The sequence below is a fragment of the uncultured Litoreibacter sp. genome (assembly GCF_947501785.1).
Classification (GTDB): domain Bacteria; phylum Pseudomonadota; class Alphaproteobacteria; order Rhodobacterales; family Rhodobacteraceae; genus Litoreibacter.
In genome coordinates this window covers 1,336,111-1,357,479 of the sequence record NZ_CANMXB010000001.1, presented here as the reverse complement: position 1 = coordinate 1,357,479, position 21,369 = coordinate 1,336,111, and the positions used below count along the sequence as shown (strand labels likewise).

The 21,369-nt window shown below is 61.9% G+C and carries 25 protein-coding genes and 1 tRNA gene; 14 read left to right on the top strand and 12 right to left on the bottom strand.

The genetic code is table 11. The annotated features are described in order from the left end of the window. Positions 1-71: 71 nt before the first annotated feature. The 8 genes from Q0899_RS06730 to Q0899_RS06695 are packed head-to-tail and all read left to right on the top strand — an operon-like array spanning position 72 to position 6,119. Positions 72-1,064: an SPOR domain-containing protein gene (locus tag Q0899_RS06730; protein ID WP_298297489.1), complete on the top strand. Its 993-nt coding sequence runs from the start codon at positions 72-74 to the stop codon at positions 1,062-1,064. A gap of 51 nt (positions 1,065-1,115) precedes the next feature. Further along, positions 1,116-2,108 (top strand): beta-N-acetylhexosaminidase, encoded by a 993-nt coding sequence (gene nagZ / locus Q0899_RS06725; protein WP_299191716.1) that lies wholly within the window; start codon positions 1,116-1,118, stop codon positions 2,106-2,108. A gap of 16 nt (positions 2,109-2,124) precedes the next feature. Further along, positions 2,125-2,943, top strand: a complete 819-nt coding sequence (locus Q0899_RS06720) for a ScpA family protein (protein ID WP_299191714.1) — start codon at positions 2,125-2,127, stop codon at positions 2,941-2,943. After that, positions 2,927-3,601, top strand: coding sequence for an SMC-Scp complex subunit ScpB (gene scpB, locus Q0899_RS06715; protein WP_299191712.1), 675 nt, complete (start codon positions 2,927-2,929; stop codon positions 3,599-3,601). The genes Q0899_RS06720 and scpB overlap by 17 nt, the downstream gene beginning before the upstream one ends. Beyond that, positions 3,598-4,566, top strand: a complete 969-nt coding sequence (locus Q0899_RS06710; RefSeq protein ID WP_299191710.1) for a hypothetical protein — start codon at positions 3,598-3,600, stop codon at positions 4,564-4,566. Before scpB ends, Q0899_RS06710 begins: the two co-directional genes overlap by 4 nt. Before the next feature lie 30 nt (positions 4,567-4,596). After that, the gene (locus tag Q0899_RS06705) at positions 4,597-4,803 is read left to right on the top strand and encodes a hypothetical protein (RefSeq protein WP_299191708.1); all 207 of its coding nucleotides are present in this window, start codon (positions 4,597-4,599) and stop codon (positions 4,801-4,803) included. Then, a complete protein-coding gene (locus Q0899_RS06700) occupies positions 4,800-5,204 on the top strand; it encodes a hypothetical protein (RefSeq protein WP_299191706.1) in 405 nt (134 codons plus the stop codon). The genes Q0899_RS06705 and Q0899_RS06700 overlap by 4 nt, the downstream gene beginning before the upstream one ends. Positions 5,205-5,258: 54 nt before the next feature. Continuing rightward, positions 5,259-6,119, top strand: a complete 861-nt coding sequence (locus tag Q0899_RS06695) for a DMT family transporter (RefSeq protein WP_299191704.1) — start codon at positions 5,259-5,261, stop codon at positions 6,117-6,119. 76 nt (positions 6,120-6,195) lie between these two features. On the opposite strand, the gene Q0899_RS06690 is transcribed toward Q0899_RS06695, so the two are convergent. The 7 genes from Q0899_RS06690 to rpmF all read right to left on the bottom strand — a co-directional run bounded on the left by Q0899_RS06690 (position 6,196) and on the right by rpmF (position 11,242). Continuing rightward, positions 6,196-7,272 (bottom strand): 2'-deoxycytidine 5'-triphosphate deaminase, encoded by a 1,077-nt coding sequence (locus tag Q0899_RS06690; protein ID WP_299195269.1) that lies wholly within the window; start codon positions 7,270-7,272, stop codon positions 6,196-6,198. Between the two features lie 70 nt (positions 7,273-7,342). Further along, a tRNA-Pro gene (locus Q0899_RS06685) sits at positions 7,343-7,419 on the bottom strand. A 94-nt stretch (positions 7,420-7,513) separates the two neighbouring features. After that, positions 7,514-8,479 carry a MerR family transcriptional regulator gene (locus Q0899_RS06680; protein ID WP_299191702.1) on the bottom strand — a complete coding sequence of 322 codons (966 nt, stop codon included), beginning with the start codon at positions 8,477-8,479 and terminating at the stop codon, positions 7,514-7,516. Between the two features lie 25 nt (positions 8,480-8,504). After that, positions 8,505-8,807 carry an integration host factor subunit alpha gene (gene ihfA, locus Q0899_RS06675; RefSeq protein WP_298297514.1) on the bottom strand — a complete coding sequence of 101 codons (303 nt, stop codon included), beginning with the start codon at positions 8,805-8,807 and terminating at the stop codon, positions 8,505-8,507. A 110-nt stretch (positions 8,808-8,917) separates the two neighbouring features. Then, positions 8,918-9,874 (bottom strand): beta-ketoacyl-ACP synthase III, encoded by a 957-nt coding sequence (locus tag Q0899_RS06670; RefSeq protein ID WP_298356711.1) that lies wholly within the window; start codon positions 9,872-9,874, stop codon positions 8,918-8,920. Further along, on the bottom strand, positions 9,871-10,977 hold the full coding sequence (plsX, locus tag Q0899_RS06665) for a phosphate acyltransferase PlsX (RefSeq protein WP_298297520.1): 1,107 nt from the start codon (positions 10,975-10,977) through the stop codon (positions 9,871-9,873). Before plsX ends, Q0899_RS06670 begins: the two co-directional genes overlap by 4 nt. A gap of 58 nt (positions 10,978-11,035) precedes the next feature. Beyond that, positions 11,036-11,242 (bottom strand): 50S ribosomal protein L32, encoded by a 207-nt coding sequence (rpmF, locus tag Q0899_RS06660; RefSeq protein ID WP_298297780.1) that lies wholly within the window; start codon positions 11,240-11,242, stop codon positions 11,036-11,038. Positions 11,243-11,526: 284 nt separating this feature from the next. On the opposite strand from rpmF, the gene Q0899_RS06655 reads away from it, so the two are divergent. Next, entirely contained in the window at positions 11,527-12,081 is a 555-nt protein-coding gene (locus tag Q0899_RS06655; protein ID WP_299191699.1) for an RNA polymerase sigma factor, read from the top strand. Beyond that, entirely contained in the window at positions 12,071-12,451 is a 381-nt protein-coding gene (locus Q0899_RS06650) for a DUF6768 family protein (protein ID WP_299191697.1), read from the top strand. The genes Q0899_RS06655 and Q0899_RS06650 overlap by 11 nt, the downstream gene beginning before the upstream one ends. A gap of 384 nt (positions 12,452-12,835) precedes the next feature. On the opposite strand, the gene Q0899_RS06645 is transcribed toward Q0899_RS06650, so the two are convergent. From Q0899_RS06645 to Q0899_RS06635, 3 genes are all read right to left on the bottom strand, one after another. Continuing rightward, on the bottom strand, positions 12,836-14,014 hold the full coding sequence (locus Q0899_RS06645; RefSeq protein ID WP_299191695.1) for a peptidase S41: 1,179 nt from the start codon (positions 14,012-14,014) through the stop codon (positions 12,836-12,838). 931 nt (positions 14,015-14,945) lie between these two features. Then, entirely contained in the window at positions 14,946-15,410 is a 465-nt protein-coding gene (locus tag Q0899_RS06640; protein ID WP_299191693.1) for a hypothetical protein, read from the bottom strand. Positions 15,411-15,482: 72 nt separating this feature from the next. Continuing rightward, positions 15,483-16,025 carry a DUF177 domain-containing protein gene (locus Q0899_RS06635; RefSeq protein WP_298356730.1) on the bottom strand — a complete coding sequence of 181 codons (543 nt, stop codon included), beginning with the start codon at positions 16,023-16,025 and terminating at the stop codon, positions 15,483-15,485. A 102-nt stretch (positions 16,026-16,127) separates the two neighbouring features. Between Q0899_RS06635 and bamE the strand changes: the two genes are divergently transcribed. Then, the gene (gene bamE, locus Q0899_RS06630; RefSeq protein WP_299191691.1) at positions 16,128-16,586 is read left to right on the top strand and encodes an outer membrane protein assembly factor BamE; all 459 of its coding nucleotides are present in this window, start codon (positions 16,128-16,130) and stop codon (positions 16,584-16,586) included. Between the two features lie 59 nt (positions 16,587-16,645). On the opposite strand, the gene msrB is transcribed toward bamE, so the two are convergent. Further along, entirely contained in the window at positions 16,646-17,044 is a 399-nt protein-coding gene (gene msrB / locus Q0899_RS06625; protein ID WP_298297543.1) for a peptide-methionine (R)-S-oxide reductase MsrB, read from the bottom strand. 143 nt (positions 17,045-17,187) lie between these two features. Here msrB and Q0899_RS06620 point away from each other — a divergent pair, with 143 nt between their 5' ends. From Q0899_RS06620 to Q0899_RS06610, 3 genes are all read left to right on the top strand, one after another. Then, positions 17,188-17,934 carry a GNAT family N-acetyltransferase gene (locus tag Q0899_RS06620; protein ID WP_299191688.1) on the top strand — a complete coding sequence of 249 codons (747 nt, stop codon included), beginning with the start codon at positions 17,188-17,190 and terminating at the stop codon, positions 17,932-17,934. Between the two features lie 70 nt (positions 17,935-18,004). Then, positions 18,005-19,825, top strand: coding sequence for an ATP-binding cassette domain-containing protein (locus Q0899_RS06615; RefSeq protein ID WP_299191686.1), 1,821 nt, complete (start codon positions 18,005-18,007; stop codon positions 19,823-19,825). Then, the gene (locus tag Q0899_RS06610; protein ID WP_299191684.1) at positions 19,818-20,795 is read left to right on the top strand and encodes an Ldh family oxidoreductase; all 978 of its coding nucleotides are present in this window, start codon (positions 19,818-19,820) and stop codon (positions 20,793-20,795) included. The genes Q0899_RS06615 and Q0899_RS06610 overlap by 8 nt, the downstream gene beginning before the upstream one ends. On the opposite strand, the gene Q0899_RS06605 is transcribed toward Q0899_RS06610, so the two are convergent. Beyond that, positions 20,792-21,238 (bottom strand): DMT family transporter, encoded by a 447-nt coding sequence (locus Q0899_RS06605; protein WP_298297556.1) that lies wholly within the window; start codon positions 21,236-21,238, stop codon positions 20,792-20,794. The genes Q0899_RS06610 and Q0899_RS06605 overlap by 4 nt on opposite strands. Between the last annotated feature and the right edge of the window lie 131 nt (positions 21,239-21,369).

Sequence of the window (21,369 nt, the reverse complement as noted above, 5' to 3'; positions counted from 1 at the left end):
TCCTGCCGCGAGTGACGAGCAGAGTTAAAGACAGACCATCCGGGCTTGAACCCGGGGGCGGAGAGGCTGACATGGCACATCACGACTACGACGCATATGGTGCGCAAAACGAGCCCTATGGCGGGCAGGAATTTCAAGTCCCGGCCCATCCCGGCATCCTGTCAAAAATGATGAGCTATGTGGGTGCGGCCAGTTCCGTGGCCCTCGTGATTGGCCTTGGCATTTGGGGCTACCAGCTGACGATCCGCGACGTGACCGAGGTGCCGGTGATCCGCGCCCTTGAGGGACCGGCTCGCGTGAAACCTGACAATGCAGGCGGCCAATTGGCCCAGCATCAGGGGCTGGCCGTCAACACAGTGCAAGCCGAGGGGGAGGCCGAGGGGCCGGTGCCCCAAGTGATCCTTGCGCCCGAACCGATTGACCTGACCAATGACGACATCATCCTCGCCGCGCCCTCCGAGACGGAGGTGGTCGCAGAGGACGAGGTGGCCGAGGCCATCGGCACCGTCGTGTCACTGTCGCTTGAAGAGCAAAACCTGACGGTCGAGCAGCAAGCCGAACTTTTGGCGTCGCGCCTGGCCGATGGGGTGGAGCCGCTGGAACCCCTGACAGGTGAGATTGGCGAGGTTCAAACCACTCTGGCGCGGCCGGAGGTGCCTGCCGTGGATCCGTCCGTGCCGGGGGTCAAACGATCACCGCGCCCTGCGCTTCGCCCGAAGGTGGATTTGCAGAACTTGCAGCAGACCGCGGCGATCGCTGCGGCCGTCGGCTCTGTACAGGCGATCACAGAGGTGGACCCTGCCAGCATCGCGTCCGGCACTCGGTTGGTGCAGCTGGGCGCCTATGATGACCGCGAAACCGCCATTTCCGAATGGAACAAGATCGCGGGCAAGTTTGAGGATTACATCGAGGGCAAGCAACGCCTGATCCAGGAAGCCAAAAGCGGCGGGCGCACATTCTACCGGCTGCGGGCGGTCGGGTTTGACGATCTAAACGCCTCTCGCCGGTTCTGCGCGGTGCTGGTGGCCGAAAACGCCGCCTGCATCCCCGTTTTGGCCCGCTAAAGTTGCACAATCACAAGCCGCTTGGCCCGACATGGCCAGAGGAAATTTGTAATGCCTTGTAATTCCGTCATTTTCGGCTGTGAAAGCGAGGTGCTCAGCCCCCAGGAATCTCGGTTTTTTGCAAGCGCAAACCCGTGGGGATTCATTCTATTTGCCCGAAATATCGCTGATCGAACGCAGCTGAAGCGGCTCACAGATGATCTGCGGGCCTCTGTTGGCTGGGATGCGCCGATCCTGATTGATCAGGAAGGCGGCAGGGTGCAGCGCATGCGCGCCCCTGAGTGGCGGGAGTATCTTCCGGCCTTGGACCAGATGCAGGCGGCAGGCGACAACGCCGCGCGCGCCATGTATCTGCGCAACCGGCTGATTGCCGAGGAGTTGCACGAAGTCGGCATCGACGTGAACTGCGCGCCCTTGGCCGATGTGATCTGGCCGGAAAGCCACCCCGTGTTGCGCAACCGTTGCTACGGCGACGACGTGGACACGGTGGTGGCCATGTGCCGCGAAACGGTCAGGGGTTTCCTCGATGGCGGGGTGCTGCCGGTGCTCAAACATATCCCCGGATATGGCCGCGCAGTGGTGGACGGGCACAAGGACCTGCCCACCGTCGATGTGTCCCGCGACGAACTGGAGAAATTGGATTTCGCGCCGTTCAAGCAGCTCAACGACATCAAGATGGGCATGACCGCGCATATTGTGTTTCCGGTGATCGACGACAAGCCCGCCACCACCAGCGCAAAGGCGATGGAAATGATCCGCAAAGATATCGGCTTTGACGGGTTGATCATGACCGACGACATCTCGATGGAGGCGCTGTCGGGCACGATTGCGGACCGATCAAAAGCCTCGCTCGACGCAGGCTGTGATCTGGTGCTGCATTGCAATGGCGAGATGGCGGATATGGTCGCCGTGGCCGAAATGTGCGGACCCATGCCACCCAAGGCGCAGGCCCGCGCGGATGCGGCGCTTGCGCAGCGCAAAACCCCAACAGAGATTGACATTTCAGCCGCCACCCGCGAACTTGAGCGCCTTATTTCTGGGTAGGGCGTAGCCTGTAAAAATGTCGGATGCTCCGGGCAGTGAAACGGTAGACACCTCGTGGGAAACCGAGGGGGTCGAGGCGCGTCTGGCCGCCGAGGCACTGATCGTCGATGTGGACGGTTTCGAAGGCCCGCTGGACCTGCTGCTGACCCTGTCGCGCACCCAAAAGGTCGACCTGCGGAAGGTCTCCGTCCTGCAACTGGCAGAGCAATACCTGCTATTCATCGAAAAGGCGAAAGAGCTGCGGCTGGAATTGGCCGCCGACTATCTGGTGATGGCCGCATGGCTCGCCTTCCTCAAATCCCGCCTGCTTTTGCCGCCGGACCCCACCGAAGAAGGTCCCTCAGGCGAAGAACTGGCCGCGCATCTGGCGTTCCAGTTGGAACGGCTGGCCGCAATGCGTGAGGCGTCGGCCAAATTGATGGCCCGCGACCAGCTGGGCCGCGATTTCTTTGCCCGTGGTATCCCCGAGGATGTGACCCGCATCCGCAAGGTGACCTACACCGCCACGCTGCTGGATTTGATGCAGGCCTATGCGCGGATCAAAACCAAGGACGAGTTTCGCCCCTTTGTGATGGACCGCGAAAAGGTCTTCACGATGGAGCAGGCGCTGGACCGTATGCGCGGCCTGATCGGCTTCGCGGGCGAATGGTCGGACCTGACAAGCTGGCTGCCCGAGGGGTGGGAAACCGACCCCGTCAAACGCCGCTCCGCCACGGCAGCCACTTTTGCGGCCTCGCTGGAACTGGCCAAGGCAGGTCAGATCGAATTGAGGCAGGGCGACGTGTTCGCCCCCATCCAAATCCGCAAACGAGACGAAAATGACCGAAGAAACTGAGACCAAAGAGGCCGAGGGCCCCGAAAATGACAGCCTGTTCGAGGCCCCGCCCATGGGCGAGCAGGAGCGCATGGTTGAGGCCATCCTCTTTGCCTCGGCAGAACCGATCTCGGTGCGCGAACTGACCGCGCGCATGCCGCATGGGTCGGACCCGGCGGAGGCGTTGGTGCATCTGCGCAAACGCTATGATGGGCGCGGCGTCAATCTGGTCAAGGTCGATGACGCATGGGCGATGCGCACGGCGGGCGATCTTGGATTTCTCATGCAAAAAGAGACAGTTGAGACCCGCAAACTGTCCCGCGCGGCGATCGAGACGCTGGCCATTTGCGCCTATCATCAGCCTGTCACCCGCGCTGAGATCGAAGAAATTCGCGGCGTGTCCGTGTCGCGCGGCACCGTCGATCAGCTGATCGAGATGGAATGGATCCGTTTTGGCCGGCGTCGCATGACCCCGGGCCGGCCCGTCACTTACGTGGTCACCCAGCATTTCCTCGACCATTTCGGGCTGGAAAACGCCCGCGACCTGCCGGGCCTCAAGGAATTGCGCGCTGCGGGCCTTCTGGACAACCGCCCGCCGCCCGGCGCGGATGCCTTGCCCGATGATGACGAGGACGAGGATGAAAGCCCCGAGGGTCAGAACGAGCTGTTCGAGGATTGAGCTGGTTTCGCGACCTCACAGGGCTGTCCTCTGACGGGCATGCCGAGGTCTGGGACGTGTTTGATGTCGATGGGCCGGAACTGGTCAGCCGCCATGACGGGCGGCGCCTGCATTTCGGGACACTCACCACCCCCAGCCTGTCAGACCTGCGCGCCCGCACGGCGGGGCTGCTGGATCGGGGGAAACCCATAGGAGCGTCGCAAATCGTGGCCGACGCCGCCGCGCTGCACCGCGACGCGGCGCATGCGGGGGCGCTGTTTCAGGTGGCCTCCCAGTTCAACCTGTTGGAGATGATCAGCCCAGAGGCGACGCCTGAGGACGGCATCACCGGCTACGCCCATGACCACACCCAGGGCCCGGTTTGCGCCATAGCCTGCGGGGCCGGAACGCTGTTTCGCAACTACTTCTTGCCGTTCGGCCCGCATCGCGGCCAGCTGATCTATCGTCAGCTCGACATGGCATCGGACTTGGAGGCGGCTTTGGGCGATGTGGGCAGCTATTGGCGGATGGAGAACGGCTACCTTCTGCCCCATAGCGAGGCTGCGTTGCATGAAGTGAATACCAAGTTAATGCCCGACATGGACGGGCTGCTGCGCATCGGATTGCAAGGCGACACCAGCGTCACCGGCACTGACATAAGGGTGACCCAAGCCTATTGCAGCGCCGTGCCTGTCAGTTATTCCGGCCTGTCGCCAACCCTGTGGAAGCCTCTGGGCTGCATGGTGCTGAACGCCGCCTACGAGGCGACACTTCACGCCGCCATTCTGAACGCAGAGGCCACCGGCAATGACCGCGTGTTCCTGACGCTGCTCGGCGGCGGGGCCTTCGGCAATCCCAAAGAGTGGATCACGGATGCCATTGAGGCAGCGCTGCGCTGCTTCTCGCGCTCTGGGCTGGACGTGCGCGTCGTCAGCTACGGCGCGCCCGACAGCGCGTTGGACGCGATGATCCAACGCGCGCTTTGAGCGGTTCCGTTCCCGTGCTATGCCAGCGTCATGAACCAGATTATCAACATGGCCGTCCGTATCCTGTTGCGTCAGCTGATGCGCTTGGGGATCAAGAAGGGCATTGGCATGATGTCGAAGCGGCAGGCCAAAACCGCCCATGCGCAAGAGATGACGCCGGAGCAGCAACGGATCGCTGCGGAGCAAAGCAAACGCGCCAAGCAAGCGATGCGCATGGCGCGCCGGGGTGGCAGATGAGTTTTGAAGAGGCCATTGCCCTTCAGCCCGCATGGGTCGGGATTTGGCTCAATGTGCTGTTTCTCGGGGCCTTCGTCCTGCCAGTGGCGCTGCTTTTCTGGAAACCGTCCCGCATGGTGGCCGTCTGGACACTGATCGCGTCGCTTTTGGCCGGGGTCAGCGTGGTCTGGATGTTCGGGCAGATGGGCTATGTCAAATTGCTGGGCCTGCCACATCTGATCCTCTGGACCCCGCTGGCGATTTACCTCTGGAGGCAGATCGGGCGTATCGACATGCCCATCTGGCCGCGCCGGATTATGTGGGTCATTCTGGGCATCATCGTGATTTCGCTGGCCTTCGATTACGTCGATGTCGCGCGATACATCCTGGGCGAGCGCGGCTCTTTCGTAGTGCAGGGGTAGGGCAGGGCAATCGCGCTTCCGCCAATCTCTCCGCTGACGTCAGCCTCCGCCCCTTTGCGCAGCGAAAGCCTGAAAGGCATCGCCTGCATGGCGTTTGGCATGTTCCTGTTCTCAGGCGCTGACACGTTGGCCAAACTGCTGACCAGCGACCTGCACCCGGTCCAGATCGTCTGGTCCCGGCAATTGGGGCTCTTGGTGGGGGTGTTGGTCCTGTTGGCGATCAAGGGGCGGGGCATATTGCGTTCCGCCAATCCCAAGCTGCAGATCGCGCGCGGGGTGTTGGCCGTCGGGTCCGGCACGTTCTTCATCTTTGCGATTGCCTATGTGCCGCTAGCCGATGCCGTGGCGGTCAGCTTTGTGGCCCCGTTCGTGGTCACCGTGCTGGGCGCGCTTGTGTTGAAAGAGCGGGTCGGCCGCCGCCGCTGGATGGCGGTCGGCGTGGGGTTTCTTGGCATGTTGATGGTGATCCGCCCCGGGTTGGGCGTGGTGCATCCCGCGATGTTGCTGGTGGTGGTGGCCGCCACATTCTTTGCGCTGCGCCAGATCCTCAGCCGGGTGCTGAGCGGCGCAGACAGCACCCTGACCACCGTGGCCTATACGGCGATCACTTCGAGCCTGATCCTGACCGTGCCGCTGCCCTTCGTGTGGCAAATGCCGGATTTGAGCACCGAGCTGCCCCTGCTGCTGGGGCTGGCCGCGCTTGCAGCCTGCGGCGAGACATTGGTGATCAAGTCGCTGGAGCTGGCGCAAGCCGTGGTGCTGGCCCCGGTGCATTATTCGCTGATCATTTGGGGGACGGGTTACGGGTATTTCGTCTTTGGCCAGCTGCCAGATATGTGGACCTGGGCCGGGGCGGCGGTGATCATGGCGACGGGGCTTTACGTGATCCACCGGGAGCGTTTGGCCAAAACCTAGTTTCGCCGCGCTTCGCGCGCCGATCCGTGGGGGCTCTGCCCCCACACCCCCGAGGTATTTTTGAAACAATGATGGGTCAGGGCGCTTTGAAATGCTTGGAGAGTTTCAAGCCCTGACCCTGGTAGTTTGACTTGATGTCGATGCCGTAAAGCTGGGCCGGGACCTCGGACATGTGTTCATAGACGAGCCGGCCAACCACCTGGCCGTGTTCCAGCACGAAAGGGGCCTCGTGGCAGCGCACTTCCAGCACCCCGCGTGAGCCGGTGCCTTCCGTGGAATGGCCAAAACCGGGGTCGAAGAACCCTGCGTAATGCACCCGGAATTCGCCGACCATGGCGAGGTAGGGCGCCATTTCGGCGGCGCAATTGGGCGGGATGGTGATCGCCTCACGGCTGACGAGGATATAGAACGCGCCGGGATCGAGGATGATGCGGCCATCGGTGGTGCGGATTTCTTCCCAATACTCCGCCGGGTTGTAATGGGCCAGATTGTCGAGATCGATAACGCCAGTATGCGGCTTGGCGCGGTAGCCTACGAGGTCGCCTTGTTCAGGCTTCAGATCGACCGAAAAGCCCAGCCCGTCTGAGATGACCGCGTCACCGGAGACAATCGGGGTCTCGGCGTGCAGCGCTTTCAGCGCGTCGTCGGTGATGATGGTTTTGCCGACGCGGAAGATGATCTGGTTCAGCATCTGCCCCTGCCTCGCCACGACGGAGAAGGAGCGGGGGCAAATTTCCACATAGAGCGGGCCTTGGTAGCCATCGGGCACACGGTCGAATTCCACGCCATTGTCAGTGATGACCCGGGTCAACAGGTCCAGCCGCCCGATGGAGGATTTGGCCGAGGCCGCACCCGTCATGCCCTTGGGCAGGGCGAGGCCTTCTTGCAGAGGGACCACATAGACGCAGCCCTTTTCCAGCACCGCGCCTTGGGTCAGGTCGATCTTGTGCATCTCGAACAGTTTCAGGCGGTCCGCAACAGTATTCCCTTTGCCGGCCAGAAACGAGGCGCGGACACGGTAGGCGGTTGATCCCAAGCGCAGGTCAAGGGACGCGGGCTGGATCTGGCCGTCGGTGATTGTCGTCTCAGACGTGATCTGGCCCGACGCGATCATCGCGGTCATTTGCCGGTCCGACAGGACCCCGTTTGCCATCTGCGTTGTCACGTTTCACACCCCTGATACACGAAACGCCCGCACCCCAAGGGGACGAGCGTTTGGTGATTGGTCGGGCTAGCAGGACTCGAACCTGCGACCTTCCGTCCCCCAGACGGACGCGCTACCAGGCTGCGCCATAGCCCGACGAATGGCCCTTCATACGAGTTTTGCGCGGGCGCGCAAGGGCCGGTTTTGGATTTAGGCGTCATTCGGTTGGATGCCGGTTCAATCGCCGCGCCTAGGGGGCGGCTGCGTCGTTGGCCATACGCTCACGCAGGGTCTTGAGGCGTTCGGCAGCGCGGGACGCGGCCTTGACCCGTTCCGGCGACAGATTGCCCACGGTCGAGGCATGACGCAGCGCTTTGCGGTTTGCTACGGCGTTGGCCTGATCCGCGTCCAGCATGATGCTGGCAGGATCGGGTGCGGGGGGTGCGTCGACTGGCGCCGCGGGGGTCGGTTCGGGGTCCGGTTCGGGCGTGACATCGGGTGCGGCCTCGGCGATTTCTGGCTCTGGCTCTGGCTCTGGCTCTGGCTCTGGCTCTGGCTCCGGCTCCGGCTCTGGCGCAGGGGTTGGTTCTGGCGCGGGGGCTGGCTCTGATGCGGTTTCAGGTTCGCTCTCAAGGTCGAATGTGGGTTCAGTGTCGGGCTCGGGGTCGGAGTCCTCTGCAGGCGCGACCTTGGGTGGGGCGGTGTCGCGGCCCATCATGGGGACCACGTTGTCGCCCCCAACGGGGGCGTCCTCGACATGGGTGAAGGGGGCCTCGGGGGCGTCTTGTTCTGTTGCGGCTTCTTCCGGGTGTGATGCTTCAGGTGCGGGTGCTGCGGGGGTAGGCGCGGGCGCTGCGTCGGTCTTTTCCGACTGGCGGGCGGCGCGGCGGGCGCGGCGGGCCTTGCGACGGGCGGCACCTTCTTCTTCCGATGGCATGTCCAATGGCGGGGCGAGGGCGGAGATGGCCTTCACCCCATCTTCTTTCAGCATCTTCTGAACGCCGCGAATGGTCAGCCCGTCATCGTGCAACAGCTTTTTGATGCCGCCGATCAGCCGCATGTCGGCGGGGCGGTAATACCGGCGTCCGCCTGCGCGTTTGACCGGCTTGATCTGGCTAAATTTGCTTTCCCAAAAGCGCAGCACATGGGCCGGGATGTCCAGCCAGTTGGCCACCTCGGAAATTGTACGAAACGCGTCGCGCGCCTTGTCAGCCATTACTGCTCCCCCGCTGGTGTCGCGATCAGGACTTGTTGCCGTCTGCGACGCGGTCTTTCATCAGGTGGGACGGGCGGAAGGTCAAAACGCGGCGCGGGTGGATTGGCACCTCTTCGCCTGTTTTGGGGTTGCGGCCCACGCGGGCCGACTTTTCGCGGACGCTGAACGTGCCGAAAGAGGAGATTTTCACCTGCTCCCCGCGCACAAGGGCGTCGGACATGTGTTGCAAAACGCTTTCGACCAGATCAGCCGATTCATTGCGGGACAGGCCTACTTCGCGAAACACCGCCTCGCTTAGATCCATCCGTGTTAGTGTCTTTGCACTCATTATGTCCCCCGACGTTGAATTCACTTATTTTTCAGCCACGATAGGGGACGCGCAAATTCAGAGTCAATATCAAGGGCTTGCAACACACCGTTTAAGCGCAAAAACGACGCTTACAGGCGCAAAACCACGGCGCCCCAGGCCAAACCGCCGCCGATTGCCTCCATCACCAGCACCTGGCCGGGGGCAAATTTGCCCTCTGACTTGGCCACGGACAGCGCCAATGGAATCGATGCGGCCGAGGTGTTGCCGTGGTCCTGCACGGTCATGACGACCCGGTCCATCGACACGCCCATCTTCTGCGCGGTGCGGGTGATGATGCGCGAATTGGCCTGATGCGGCACAATCCAGTCGACGTCGTCAGGGGTCAAACCGGCCTTTTCCAGCGCCGTTTCCGCCGTCTGTGCCAGCTTTTCGACCGCGTGGCGGAACACCTCCTTGCCCTGCATCACCAGCACGCCGGTGGTCTGAGTGGAGGACACGCCGCCATCAACGTAAAGCAGGTCGCGGAACCGCCCGTCGGAATTCAGATCTGTGGCCAGAATGCCCGCGTCACCGTCGCCCGCCTCCAGAACGACCGCGCCCGCGCCGTCGCCGAACAGCACGCAGGTGGTGCGGTCTTCCCAGTTCATGATGCGCGAAAAGGTTTCGGCCCCGATGACCAACACCCGGTTGGCCTGCCCGGAGGTGATGAACGCATTGGCGGTCGACATGGCGTAGACGAACCCCGCGCAGACGGCCTGCACGTCGAAGGCAAAGCCATTGGTGCCCAGCGCGCCCTGCACCACGGTCGCCACAGATGGGAAGGTCTGGTCAGGCGTCGAGGTGGCCACGACCAGCGCGTCGATGTCTTCTGCCCCTATCCCGGCATCGGCAAGGGCTGCCTTGGCGGCATGGATGGCCAGATCGGAGGTCAGCTCCCCCTCGGCGGCAAAATGGCGGCGTTCGATGCCGGAGCGGGTCTTGATCCACTCGTCGGTCGTGTCGACCATGCTCTCCATTTCGGCGTTCTCTACGACCCTTGCGGGCAGGTAATGCCCAACCCCGCGCAAGATGGCTTTGCGTGTCATTTGCTATCCGTTTGGTCGTTATGATCCCCAGCATCACCGCTGGTCTCAGCGGCGTCGCGTTCGTCACCTTGGCCCGAGGTGACATTGGATGCAACCCGTGCGGCCAGCTTCTCGGTGAATCCTGTTTGAGCGAGCGTGAAGCCCAGCTTGATCGCCGCCGAAACGCCGGTGGCGTCCGCCGATCCGTGGCTTTTGACCACGCTGCCGTTCAGCCCCAGAAACACCCCGCCATTGACCTGGCGCGGGTCGATCCGTTTCGAAAGGCGTTTCAGCGAGGGGTAGGCCAGCAGCGAGGCGATGCGCGACAGCGGCGTGTATTTGAACGCGGCGCGCAACAGTTCCGAGATCAGGGAAGCTGTGCCTTCGGCGGTCTTTAGCGCCACATTGCCGGTGAACCCGTCAGTGACGATGACGTCGACGCGGTCGCTGGGGATGTCGCCGCCCTCCACAAAACCCACATAGTCGAAATCATTGGCTTGCGCGGCGTCGGCGATGATATCGTTGGCCACTTTCAGCTCGGCGCGGCCTTTGTGTTCCTCGGTGCCCACATTCAGCAGCCCCACGCGCGGGCGCTTCAGCCCAAACCCGTTGCGGGCGTAACTCATGCCCATCAGCGCGTATTGCAGCAGGTCGTCCTGATCGGCGCGGATATCGGCGCCCACATCCAGCATGATGTTGAAGCCAGACGCGTTGCGCGACGGCCAGAGGCAGGCAATGGCGGGGCGGTTGACACCCTCGGCCTTGCGCAGCCGGATCATCGACACCGCCATCAGCGCGCCGGTATTGCCGCAGGAGATGCAGACATCCGCCTCCTTGTCGCGCACGCTTTCAATGGCCGACCACATCGAGGTCTTCTTGCCGTGGCGCATCACATAGGAGGGTTTGGCGTCCATCGACACCACTTCCGCCGCGTCGCGGATTTCGCATTGCGCGTCCAGTTTGCGTTTGGAGATCAGGGGGGCCAGTTCCGACCGCGGCCCATGCACGATGAACCGGATGTCGGGATTCTTGGCCGCAGATTTGGAAATACCGGCGACAACTGCCGCCGGTCCGCGATCCCCGCCCATGGCGTCGATCGAAATAACTGTCTTAGATGTGCCCAACGGCGTGCCTGCCCGAACTGTTCTACCCTACCTTGCGGTAAGCCAGTTCAGCCTAAGCTTATGCGGCGTCGTCGTCCAGTTCGACTTCGTCCACCATCGCAACAACTTCCTTGTCGTCGTAATGGCCGCACGAGGCGCAAACGTGGTGCGGGCGCTTCAGCTCGCCGCAGTTGGAGCATTCGTTGCGGGCATCTGCGCTCAGCGCGTCATGTGCGCGGCGGTTGTTGCGGCGCGACTTGGAAACTTTATTCTGCTGGACAGCCATCGTGTCGTCCTCGTTGGGGGAGGGGCAAAGGCCCTCGCGTGTCATCTGATTGTCGCCCCTTGAGGGCGCTTCGGGCTGCGTCTAACGACTCAGCGGGGGCCAGTCCAGCCCGTTTTCCGAAAGAAGCGTGGGATATACTTGGATTCTACATATTTGCAAGCCCCATGCGGCCTTGGCGGGGGCCAAAGACCAGGGCCTTTGCAGATTTTTTTGGCCCCGGATTGAACCAGATCATCCGCCCGGCGCACCTTAGATATGACAACGGCAAAAAAGGCAGGACGTCGGTGACCCGTAAATCGCGCAGTTTGGAGCATTACCTCGTGGCCGCCGCCCAATTGGGCGAGCGATCGGCGATGGAGCAGCTTGTTGCGTTGCGCGGGCCCAGGTTGCAGGTGCATGCCACCCGATTGCTGGGGGACCCCGAAGAGGCGCGCGACGCGGTTCAGGACGCTTGGGTGGCCATTTTCAAGGGCCTGAGCGGCCTGCGGGACACCCAAGCGTTCCCGGCCTGGGCGACCCGGATCGTGACCCGCCGCTGCGCTGCGGTGATCAAACGCAAGCAAGGCGACCGGGCGCTCAGCGCCGCGCTGCTGGCCGAACGTGAAGACGCCGCGCCCGAAACCGGGCCGGATGCGGTGCGTGCGGCCCATGTGCGTCGCGCCATTGCAAGCCTGCCACCCGACCAGGCCGCCACGGTGGCGCTGTTCTACCTCGACGATATGGGTGTCGCGGAGGTGTCCGTCGCGATGGACGTCCCCGTTGGCACCGTGAAACGCCGCCTGATGCTGGCGCGCGACAAATTGAGAACCACTCTGAAAGGAGAAGAAAATGACCAATAGCGAAAAAACCCGCCTCGACGACCTGATCAAGGCCGCCCTGACCGGGCAGGACAAAGACATACTCAAGGAGACGGAGGAATTGGGCTACCTCGCCCTTGGCCTCAGCCAGTTCGGCGGCAAGCTGGGCTGGGTGACATGGGTGATCATGGTGGTGCAGGCGGTCCTGTTCATCGTGGGCGTTTGTTGCGCGGTTCAACTCTTTGCTGCCGTCGACGTTTTGGCCGCGGTGAAATGGGGGATATCGTCCGCCGTGCTGATGATCATGGCGGTGCAGCTGAAGCTGAGCCTCGCGCCGCAAATGCAGGCCGACCGGGTCATCCGGGAGGTGAAGCGGCTGGAGTTGTTGGTGGTCAACGCGTCCGACACATGAGCAACGCTGCTGCGCATGCCCGCACCAATGCCTGCTTTGGGGCTTTTGGCCCCGCGCAGGTGGTGGGTGTCTCGAAGCTTGGTGTGGATGGGGTTGGCCATCCCGCCATATCGTTCGGGAGCGAAAGAAAGGTGGCGCCACCCTGATCCATATCAGAGGAAGCGGTTCCCGCCTGCGTTTTGTGCGCAGACCGGCCTTGCCTTGTCACCGGTGATCGCAAGGCAGCCCTGAACGAACTGCCGCAATCCGTGATATGTAGTTGGCGTTCGAAAGACGCCTCGGGTTCCCGGGGAGGGGTATAGCCGCGTGGATTTAGCAGGTGGTTAACGGGGCGTTCGGTGGGGGGCAAAGGATGCAATGCGACCCATTGCGGCCTTTTGACAGTTAAGCCAAATCATTGATCAGCTGTCTGTACAGGACATCTTTCGGCGTCGCGTCGAAAGGTGCCGTGACCCAAGTCCGATCAATTTCGAGCTTGCCAACCGCCACAATCTGGCGCGCGATTTCGGGCGGCGTCGTTTGATCAGCCAACCCGTTTTCCCAATCGTGAAGCGCGGTTGAGTAGCGAATGGATGCGCCGCTGGCTGGCAGCTCGATCAGGCCACCTTCCGCAAAAAACCTGAGACCGTCGCCCATGTCTTCTCCGATGATTTGCAGCTTGCGCTTCAGCCGATATCGCAGGATCGCGACAAAGACGATTGCAGCAGAGAAGGTGAACTTATCCACCAGCACGGCGCAGCCGTTTGTCCGGGCGCTTTCGGTGATAGCGTCGATCAGCGGCATCGTCGCCAGAAAGTCGCCTCCTGTGTTGCCTCGAAGATCGATCACAAGGAAGCCGTCGCGCCGGGACCGGACCCAAGTGGCGGCCCTGTCAATTGCTTCGGGGAACGCGCGTTCGTCAGGATCGAAGAAACTTGGCAGCGTCAATGCGAGGCCGTCATCGGCGTAGTCGTGGATGGCCACAAAACCATTTGGGGACCAGACGGGATCAACCTGGCCATGCTCGTTGCTGGGATAGAATTCCGACGCCGGGACAGCATCAGAGATAGACACATTCGCCTTGGCTGTGTGCCCGTCGCCAGTTTCAAACTGATATTGGGTTTTGTCACCGCTTGATGCACACCCCAGATGGACCAAAGCCGCCGGCCAGGCAAATAGCAGCGGCCCGATCACGCGTTTCCTCTGCGATGTCCCCGCCAACAGGCATTCTGCCGCGCGTTCGATACGTTCGACAGGGACGCCGTTCACCGCGACCAGCTTGCAGGGCGCAAATTCTGCGACCGGCGTTGATGCTTTCGTCAGGAACACCGACGTCCCGACTGTTACGAATCGAAGCGGCAGTACATGGATTGCATCATTGGGGATCAGGCGCGTGTGGCGATTGCCTGACAGGGCCAGCAGACGCATCGCCGAAAGCAGGAAACGGTCTTTTGCAGTCCCTGACGCGTACCGATGGGCATCTTCGGCATGAGAAGCGATCTGTTCAGGATCGACCGATCCAAAGCTCGGGTCGATCCGTTTTACGACGTCCAGAATGGGTGCAAGATCTTGGCTAAACGACACAGATGATCTTAGCGTCTTCGCAAAATGGATGTCCACCTGGGCTCGTAAGCGGACAGTCGACGAAGGCTCCCCACTATCCTGTCTCAGTTGGCTGCATTGCGGGACAAAACAGACCTCTAGGCAAATACGCTCGATGAGCGGTTCCAACCCAAAGCGGACATTGTATCATGGCGTTTACCAAGTAACCGAACGGATAATGTTGGCATTTTGAGAGTGTCCGCACTAAGACAAATCCAGTGTGATCGCCCACCAACCATGAGCAAACGCTTGCAGGACTCAGCCTAATCTACGGATTGTTCTGAACGTATTGCTCGGCCGCCATAAATGGGAATTGAACAAGTGTGGACCCGAGAAAAGAGAACAGAAATTCGCATAGCTTTCCTTTCGTGGATGCTTGTTTGGCGCGGTCAAGAGGCACAAAAATTTCATGAAAATGAGGTTACTGGAGACTTCAAAACTTGGAACATGTCGTACCGTGTAAGCATGGAAGTTTTGTCCGCTTTGTCTCTAATCGCTTCGATTGTTTTCGTTTGTCTCAGTTTCGGCTGGGACCGTCGCGATTGCGCCGAAGAGCCCATGTATTGGTTTCAGAGGTCAGGTGCATTGTTGGTTGCCGCTTCAGTTTTTGTCGAGTTCGCCAACTTGGGTCACGCGACTGGGTACAGAACGTTTGAGAGAGGCTGGGTGCATCCAGTCCGCAAGCTGTTACCATCAATTGGTTTTGTTCTAGCGTGTGCTGGCACAGTCATTTGGGCCTATGGCGACATCCCGTTTACTCGATAGTTTTGAATATAAGAGGTAAGTTGTTCTGTTGATCTTGGAATACTTTGCAAAGTCCACTTTCTGCGATTAGCCGCCGATCGTGTATCTTGCAGCAACAGTCAATTTGGGCTCAAAGCAGACTTCCCGTCACGTTGGCAACAGGCCCGGCCTATTGTCGCGCAGCCTCGGCCATCTCGCGTGCGGATGTCAGGATGCCGATACGCAGGTCGGGGGCGTCCTGCATGGTCAGCAGCACGAAGTCGAAAGAAAGGATGGTCAGCGGCTCCTCGGCCACGATTTTGTCGAAGGGCAGGAAGAAGGCCGGGTGGAAAGGGCGCAAGATGAAGGGTGGTTTGATGATGATGCCCGTCTTGGTGGCGCCGACGGCCAGGCGGCCGCGCATGCCGGCAAAGGGCAGGTGGGCACGGTAGACGCCGCCGCCGCCGCGGTGTTGCCATTTTAGCGCTTCTTCGCCGGAATAGGGGTAAAGCCGTGCCAGCACGTTCCAGCCCGACATGCGCGCCGTGATCCACAGCACGAAAGACCAGATCGCAAGGAACAACAATGGGAAGGCGATGACAAAGAACAGCCAGAAATAGGGGCTGTTTTCGAATTCTTGTAAGGATCCAGACATGGTAGCAGCTTACCCCTTTTTGGGGAGCTGCGTTAAGGGGAATTCGTGGCCCAGAACGCCAATTAGGGCGGGTTAGCCCTTGTTTTCCATCTTCTTCTTCAGATCTGCGAGGCTGGCGAAGGGTTTTACCGTTTCTTCGTTCAACGGCTCGATGCCGGGTTCTGCATGCACCATCGCCCCAAGTTCCGCGCCGTTGGCGCGCGGGTAGGCGGGGATGGCCAGCGACAAGGCCTCGGTGATCGTGGCCATAACGTCGATCTCGGCGCCCAGCGGCTCGGATGTGTCATCGCCGGGCATCTCTACCTCGGCATCCTCGGGGTCCTGCCAATCCGAGATGTAGTGCCGGGTCACGTCCTCCTCGACCCGCGTGGTGACCGGATCGAGCGTGATCACGCAAGGCTGCACCACGGTGGCCCCAAGATGGCCCGTGAGCGTCCAGTCGGTCTTGCCCGCGGCGCGTAGCGTGCCTTTGAAGGCCAGTTTCTTGATTTGGGCGACCTCCAGATCGGCGGCCATGGCCGCGCGCTGGGCCGCGTCTGCGGCAAATTCCAGCGGCGTGATCCGCTTTTGGGGCAGGTCAGCGGTGCGGAAGAACAATGGATTTGTGTCAGACATGTGAACGGCGCTCCCGCATCTTTCTTGAACAGCTTGGGTTCCTTCTGTAAGCCTAAGCCAAGCAAAAGAGCAAGACGTGAGGGTGCGGGCATGTTGCGGGCAATGAACCGGAAAACGGCGGGGGCAGTTCCGCTGCTGCTTTGCGCGGCGCTAATGGCGCTGAGCGCGTGCCAGGAAATCATCCGCCAGCACGGCTATATCCCGCCGCAAGAGGACCTGGACGCCATCATCGTGGGGGTCGACACCCGCGACAGCGTCGAGGCCGTTATCGGCAAACCGGCGGCCTCAGGCGTGCTGCGCGAAGGCGGCTATTTCTACATCGGCTCAAAAGTGCGCCATTTCGGCGCGAAAAAGCCAAAAGAAATCGACCGCCAGGTTGTGGCGATCCGCTTTGATGGCAATGACACGGTGACAAATGTGGAGCGGTTTGGGCTGGAACGCGGGCAGGTGGTTACGCTGTCGCGCCGCGTCACCGAGACATCGGTGCGGGATGTGACCTTCATCCGCCAAATCATTCGCAACTTCGGCCGGATTGACCTGGGCGAGGCGCTGGGAGGATAGGGCGGAAAATCCTCACCGAGGATTTTCAAGTAAAATTCTTCGACGAAGAATTTTGCCCCTCAGCCGCCGTCTGGCTCATGGGTCAGGGACGCCCCGTTGATGCAGTAGCGCAGCCCCGTGGGCTGCGGCCCGTCGGGAAAGACATGGCCCAGATGGCCGTCGCAGGCATTGCAATGCACCTCGGTGCGCTTCATGAACCAGCTGTTATCCTGGCTTTCGCCGACATTTTCGCCGTCAATCGGCGCATAGAAGCTGGGCCAGCCGGTACCGGAATCGAATTTGGTGTTGCCCTCAAACAGCGGTGTGCCGCACCCCTTGCAGAAATAGGTGCCGCCGGTTTTGGGGAAGGCGTCATTGCTGAAGGCGCGTTCGGTGCCATGTTTGCGCAGGACCTTGTATTCCATGTCGCTGAGCTGCGCGCGCCATTCGGCGTCGGATTTGATGACTTTGTCGACCATAGGTGATCCCTCCTGAACTGCCAACGTCATGCGCCCGTTACGGGCTATGCTTAGGCTTTGCGTTGCGCCATAGTTAATCGCGTGTGTGCTGCTGTCCAATAGCGGCTCGCGCTTGTGTGACCTGAGTGAAGGAAAACCGCCCCATGTTGCAAACGCCCATCCGCCTGTCGCGTGGCCGCTACACGGCCCGCTTCGCGTGTGGCGCGGCGGATTTGGCGGCGGCGCAAGGCCTGCGGCACCGGGTGTTTCGCGGCGGCGAGGGGGTGGATCGTGATGCGTATGACGCAAGCTGCGATCACGTGCTGGTGGAGGATGCCGAAACGGGTGCATTGGTGTGCTGCTTTCGGATGATGACGTTGGCCTCAGGGGACGAAATTTCGCGCAGCTACGCCGCGCAATTCTATGATTTGGCAGGGCTATCGGGATTTCAGGGCGCGATGGCCGAGGTCGGCCGTTTCTGCGTCTCGCCGCGGGCCCTGGATCCCGACATTTTGCGTGTTGCCTGGGGCGCGGTGACGGCGCATGTCGATGCGCATGGGGTGGGGCTGCTCTTTGGCTGCTCCTCCTTTGAGGGCACGGCGGCGGATCGGCATCTGGACGCGCTGTCCTTGCTCAACGACCGGCATTTGGGGCCCGATCCCTGGCGTCCGAAGGTCAAGGCGGGCGAGGTGGTGGCCTTTGTGGATGTCGTGACATCCGGCGCGTCGGACCTGCGGTTGGGGGTCAAGGGCCTGCCGCCGCTGTTGCGGACCTATCTGGCGATGGGCGGCTGGGTCAGCGACCATGCGGTCGTGGACCGTGATCTGGGGACGTTGCATGTGTTTACAGGCGTCGAAATTGCCGCCATCCCGCCGGCCCGGGCGAAGGCGCTGCGGGCGGTGGCCGGGTGATTTGCATATTTTCAGCAGAAAGAAGCCGTGAGGTTGACGCGCCGGGGCCGAGCGATTAGCGCCTGTCGGCATGGCTAGAGCACCCCTCCTTCAACTGACCGACATTTCGCTGACCTTTGGCGGGGATCCTGTTTTTTCCGACCTTGGGCTGGTGGTCCAGCAGGGCGACCGCGTCGCCTTGGTGGGGCGCAACGGGTCGGGCAAATCGACCTTGATGAAGGTGATGGGCGGGTTGGTGGAACCCGACACCGGGGCGCGGTTTTTGGCGCCGGGCGTGACCACCGGCTACATGCAGCAGGAGCCCGACCTGTCGGGGTTTGCCACGTTGGGGGATTTCGCGTTGAGCGAGATGGACCCTTCCGAGGAATACAAATTATTGAGTGCTGCGGAGGGGTTGAAGCTTAACCTTGATGCAACGGTCGAGGCCGCATCCGGTGGAGAGCGGCGCCGCGCGGCCTTGGCCAAGCTGCTGGCGGAAGCGCCGGAATTGATGTTGCTGGACGAGCCGACCAACCACCTGGATATCGAGGCAATTGCGTGGTTGGAGGACCATCTGTCGACCACGCGGGCGGCCTACATTTTGATCTCGCACGACCGGGCGTTTTTGCGGGCGCTGACGCGGGCGACATTGTGGATTGATCGCGGCAAGGTCAGCCGTCAGGAACAAGGGTTCGACCGCTTTGAGGAGTGGCGCGACAAGGCGTGGGAAGAGGAAGACGCGCAGCGCCACAAGCTGAACCGCAAGATCAAGGCGGAGGCGCGGTGGGCGGTTGAAGGCATCTCGGCCCGGCGCAAGCGCAATCAGGGGCGCGTGCGGGCGTTGCAGGAGCTGCGAGCGGAACGCGCCAGCCAGATCAAACGGCAGGGCACGGCCGCGATGGAGCTGGATGCGGGGCGCAAGTCCGGCAAGCAGGTGTTTGTGCTGGACGGCGTTTCCAAGGCGTTTGAGGACAAGACCATCGTGCGGGATTTCTCGATCAAGGTGAACCGGGGCGACCGGATTGCCTTGGTGGGGCCGAACGGGGCGGGCAAAACCACGTTGCTGAAGCTGATGACGGGGGAGGTTGACCCCGACAGCGGCACCGTGAAGATGGGCACCAATCTTGATATGGCGGTGTTTGACCAAAACCGCGCGGCGCTGAACCCGGAAGACACGTTGTGGGGCGCGCTGACCGAGGACCCCGCCACCCGGGTGCGGGGGATGGGCGACCATATCTCTGTGCGCGGCACGCCGAAACATGTGGTGGGGTATCTCAAGGACTTCCTGTTTGACGAGGCGCAGGCGCGCGCGCAGATCAAGTCGCTGTCCGGCGGCGAGAAGGCGCGGCTGCTTTTGGCGCGGATCATGGCGCGGGAAAGCAACCTGCTGATCCTTGACGAGCCGACCAACGATCTGGACATCGAGACGCTGGATTTGCTGCAGGAATTGATCGGCGATTATGACGGTACGGTGATTCTGGTCAGCCACGACCGGGATTTTCTGGACCGTGTGGCCTCCACCACCATTGCGTTGAAGGACGGCAAGGCAACGGTTTATGCTGGCGGCTGGTCTGACTATCAGGCGCAGGCCCGTGAGGGCGGCGGCGATGTCGTGCTGTCGGATGGGCCAGCCAAGTCGCGCCGCGCCAAAGGGCGGGAGGCGGCGGAGGCCAAGAAGGCGGAGAGCGGTTTGTCCTTTACCGAAAAGCACCGGCTGGAGGCGCTGCCCGACGAGATGGCGCGTCTGGAGGCCGAGATCGCCAAGCTGACCGAATTTCTGTCGAACCCTGAACTGTTCACGTCGCAGCCCGCCAAGTTTGCCAAAGCCAGCGAGGCTTTGGTAGAGCGCAACACCGCGTTGCAGAATGCGGAAGAAGAATGGCTGATGTTGGAGGAGAAGGCGGGTGGCTGAGGTAACGCTGGACCAGATTGAAGACGTCTCTTTTGCGGCTCTGCGCGCGCATGGGGCTGTCGAATGGATCGCACGAGAGGTGGCTCGCGCCGTTCGGCGGGCGGAGCAGACGGGCAATGTGATTTGCGGGCTGTATTATTTGGAAAGCTATTGCACGCAGTTGGCATCAGGGCGGGTGTCGGGCTCGGTGGAGCCTGAGGTGACCCGCGTGCGACCCGGTGCGGTGAAGGCGGATGCGAAGTTTGGCTTTGCGCAAGCCGCGTTTTCGCGCGGGTTTTCTGAGGCTTGCGCGGCCGCGCGGGAGAACGGCACCGCGTCATTTGCCGTGGCACATGCGCATACCTGCACCTCGCTGGGCTTCTTTACGGAGCAATTTGCAGAGGCTGGTTTGGTGGCGATTGGCATGACCAATGCGTCGCCGGTGGTTGCTCCTCCTGGCGGGAATGCCAAGACGATCGGGACCAACCCGATTGCGATGTCTGTGCCTGCCAAAGGTGGTGGCGTGGGGATGCATTTCGACTTTTCGACCTCGGCTGTGGCCTTGGGCAAGATCACCATGGCGAAAGCGGCAGGGGAGAGCATTCCACTGGGCTGGGCTGTGGATGCGGACGGGGAACCCACGGAGGACCCGGAGGCCGCTTTGGGCGGGGCGTTGGTCTCGGCTGGGGGCTACAAGGGTTGGGGCTTTGGGCTGATGGTGGAGCTGCTGGCGGCGGGCATGACGGGGTCGGTCAACTCGCTTGACGTTGGCGGGTTGAAGCTGGCCGACGGGCCGCCGCATGGGCTGGGGCAGTTCTACATCGTGATGGACCCCGGCACCTACACGGACGCGTTTTTCGACCGTTTTGCGCGGGTGGCTGAGGCCGTGGAGGCGCAAGAGGGCGCGCGCGTGCCCGGCGCTGCGCGGCGCGAGATGGATGTGGTCGATGTGCCGGATGCATTGTGGACGAGCGTGTCGGCGTTAGGCTAGCGGGCGGCGATTTGGGTGATGAAGACGCCCGCGGCCATCACCGTGATGCCAGAGGCGCGGATCCAAGTCAGGGGCGTTTGCGTGGCCCCGAACAGCGCGAAATGGTCAATGGCGGCGGCTGAGATCAGCTGGCCCAGGAGCACGAAGAACACCGCGTTGCCGACCCCGAAATGCGGGGCGATATAGGTGATACTCAGCACGTAGAACGCAATCAGCGCGCCCGCCAGCAGCAGGTGTTTTGGGGCCGTGGCGACCTTGGCTATGGCCTGCGGGCCGGTGAAGATCACCACGGCGAGCGAGGTCAGGAAGGCTACGACGAACAGCACCACCGAGGCGGCTGCAGGGGCCGAGATGGCGCGGCCCAAAGCGGCGTTGAGCGCGGCGAGCACGGGGATGCCGATGCCGGCCACCAGCATGATCAGGGCGTAGGATGTGTTGGTCATGGCGGGAGCCTCCGGCGGGGATATTTTGGAACATGGAAAGAGTGGGGCGTTGCGCGACGAAAGGGAAGAGGGGTGCACGGTGTTTGTGCGGAATTCGGGAGATGTGATCTTTGGCGGGGCGCGTTAACCTT

Coding starts and splice junctions, on each gene's coding strand:
- Q0899_RS06730 (WP_298297489.1), top strand. CDS start 72: ATGGCACATCACGACTACGACGCATATGGTGCGCAAAACGAGCCCTAT.
- nagZ (WP_299191716.1), top strand. CDS start 1,116: ATGCCTTGTAATTCCGTCATTTTCGGCTGTGAAAGCGAGGTGCTCAGC.
- Q0899_RS06720 (WP_299191714.1), top strand. CDS start 2,125: ATGTCGGATGCTCCGGGCAGTGAAACGGTAGACACCTCGTGGGAAACC.
- scpB (WP_299191712.1), top strand. CDS start 2,927: ATGACCGAAGAAACTGAGACCAAAGAGGCCGAGGGCCCCGAAAATGAC.
- Q0899_RS06705 (WP_299191708.1), top strand. CDS start 4,597: ATGAACCAGATTATCAACATGGCCGTCCGTATCCTGTTGCGTCAGCTG.
- Q0899_RS06700 (WP_299191706.1), top strand. CDS start 4,800: ATGAGTTTTGAAGAGGCCATTGCCCTTCAGCCCGCATGGGTCGGGATT.
- Q0899_RS06690 (WP_299195269.1), bottom strand. CDS start 7,272: ATGGCAAACGGGGTCCTGTCGGACCGGCAAATGACCGCGATGATCGCG.
- Q0899_RS06680 (WP_299191702.1), bottom strand. CDS start 8,479: ATGGCTGACAAGGCGCGCGACGCGTTTCGTACAATTTCCGAGGTGGCC.
- ihfA (WP_298297514.1), bottom strand. CDS start 8,807: ATGAGTGCAAAGACACTAACACGGATGGATCTAAGCGAGGCGGTGTTT.
- Q0899_RS06670 (WP_298356711.1), bottom strand. CDS start 9,874: ATGACACGCAAAGCCATCTTGCGCGGGGTTGGGCATTACCTGCCCGCA.
- rpmF (WP_298297780.1), bottom strand. CDS start 11,242: ATGGCTGTCCAGCAGAATAAAGTTTCCAAGTCGCGCCGCAACAACCGC.
- Q0899_RS06650 (WP_299191697.1), top strand. CDS start 12,071: ATGACCAATAGCGAAAAAACCCGCCTCGACGACCTGATCAAGGCCGCC.
- Q0899_RS06640 (WP_299191693.1), bottom strand. CDS start 15,410: ATGTCTGGATCCTTACAAGAATTCGAAAACAGCCCCTATTTCTGGCTG.
- Q0899_RS06635 (WP_298356730.1), bottom strand. CDS start 16,025: ATGTCTGACACAAATCCATTGTTCTTCCGCACCGCTGACCTGCCCCAA.
- bamE (WP_299191691.1), top strand. CDS start 16,128: ATGAACCGGAAAACGGCGGGGGCAGTTCCGCTGCTGCTTTGCGCGGCG.
- msrB (WP_298297543.1), bottom strand. CDS start 17,044: ATGGTCGACAAAGTCATCAAATCCGACGCCGAATGGCGCGCGCAGCTC.
- Q0899_RS06620 (WP_299191688.1), top strand. CDS start 17,188: ATGTTGCAAACGCCCATCCGCCTGTCGCGTGGCCGCTACACGGCCCGC.
- Q0899_RS06615 (WP_299191686.1), top strand. CDS start 18,005: ATGGCTAGAGCACCCCTCCTTCAACTGACCGACATTTCGCTGACCTTT.
- Q0899_RS06605 (WP_298297556.1), bottom strand. CDS start 21,238: ATGACCAACACATCCTACGCCCTGATCATGCTGGTGGCCGGCATCGGC.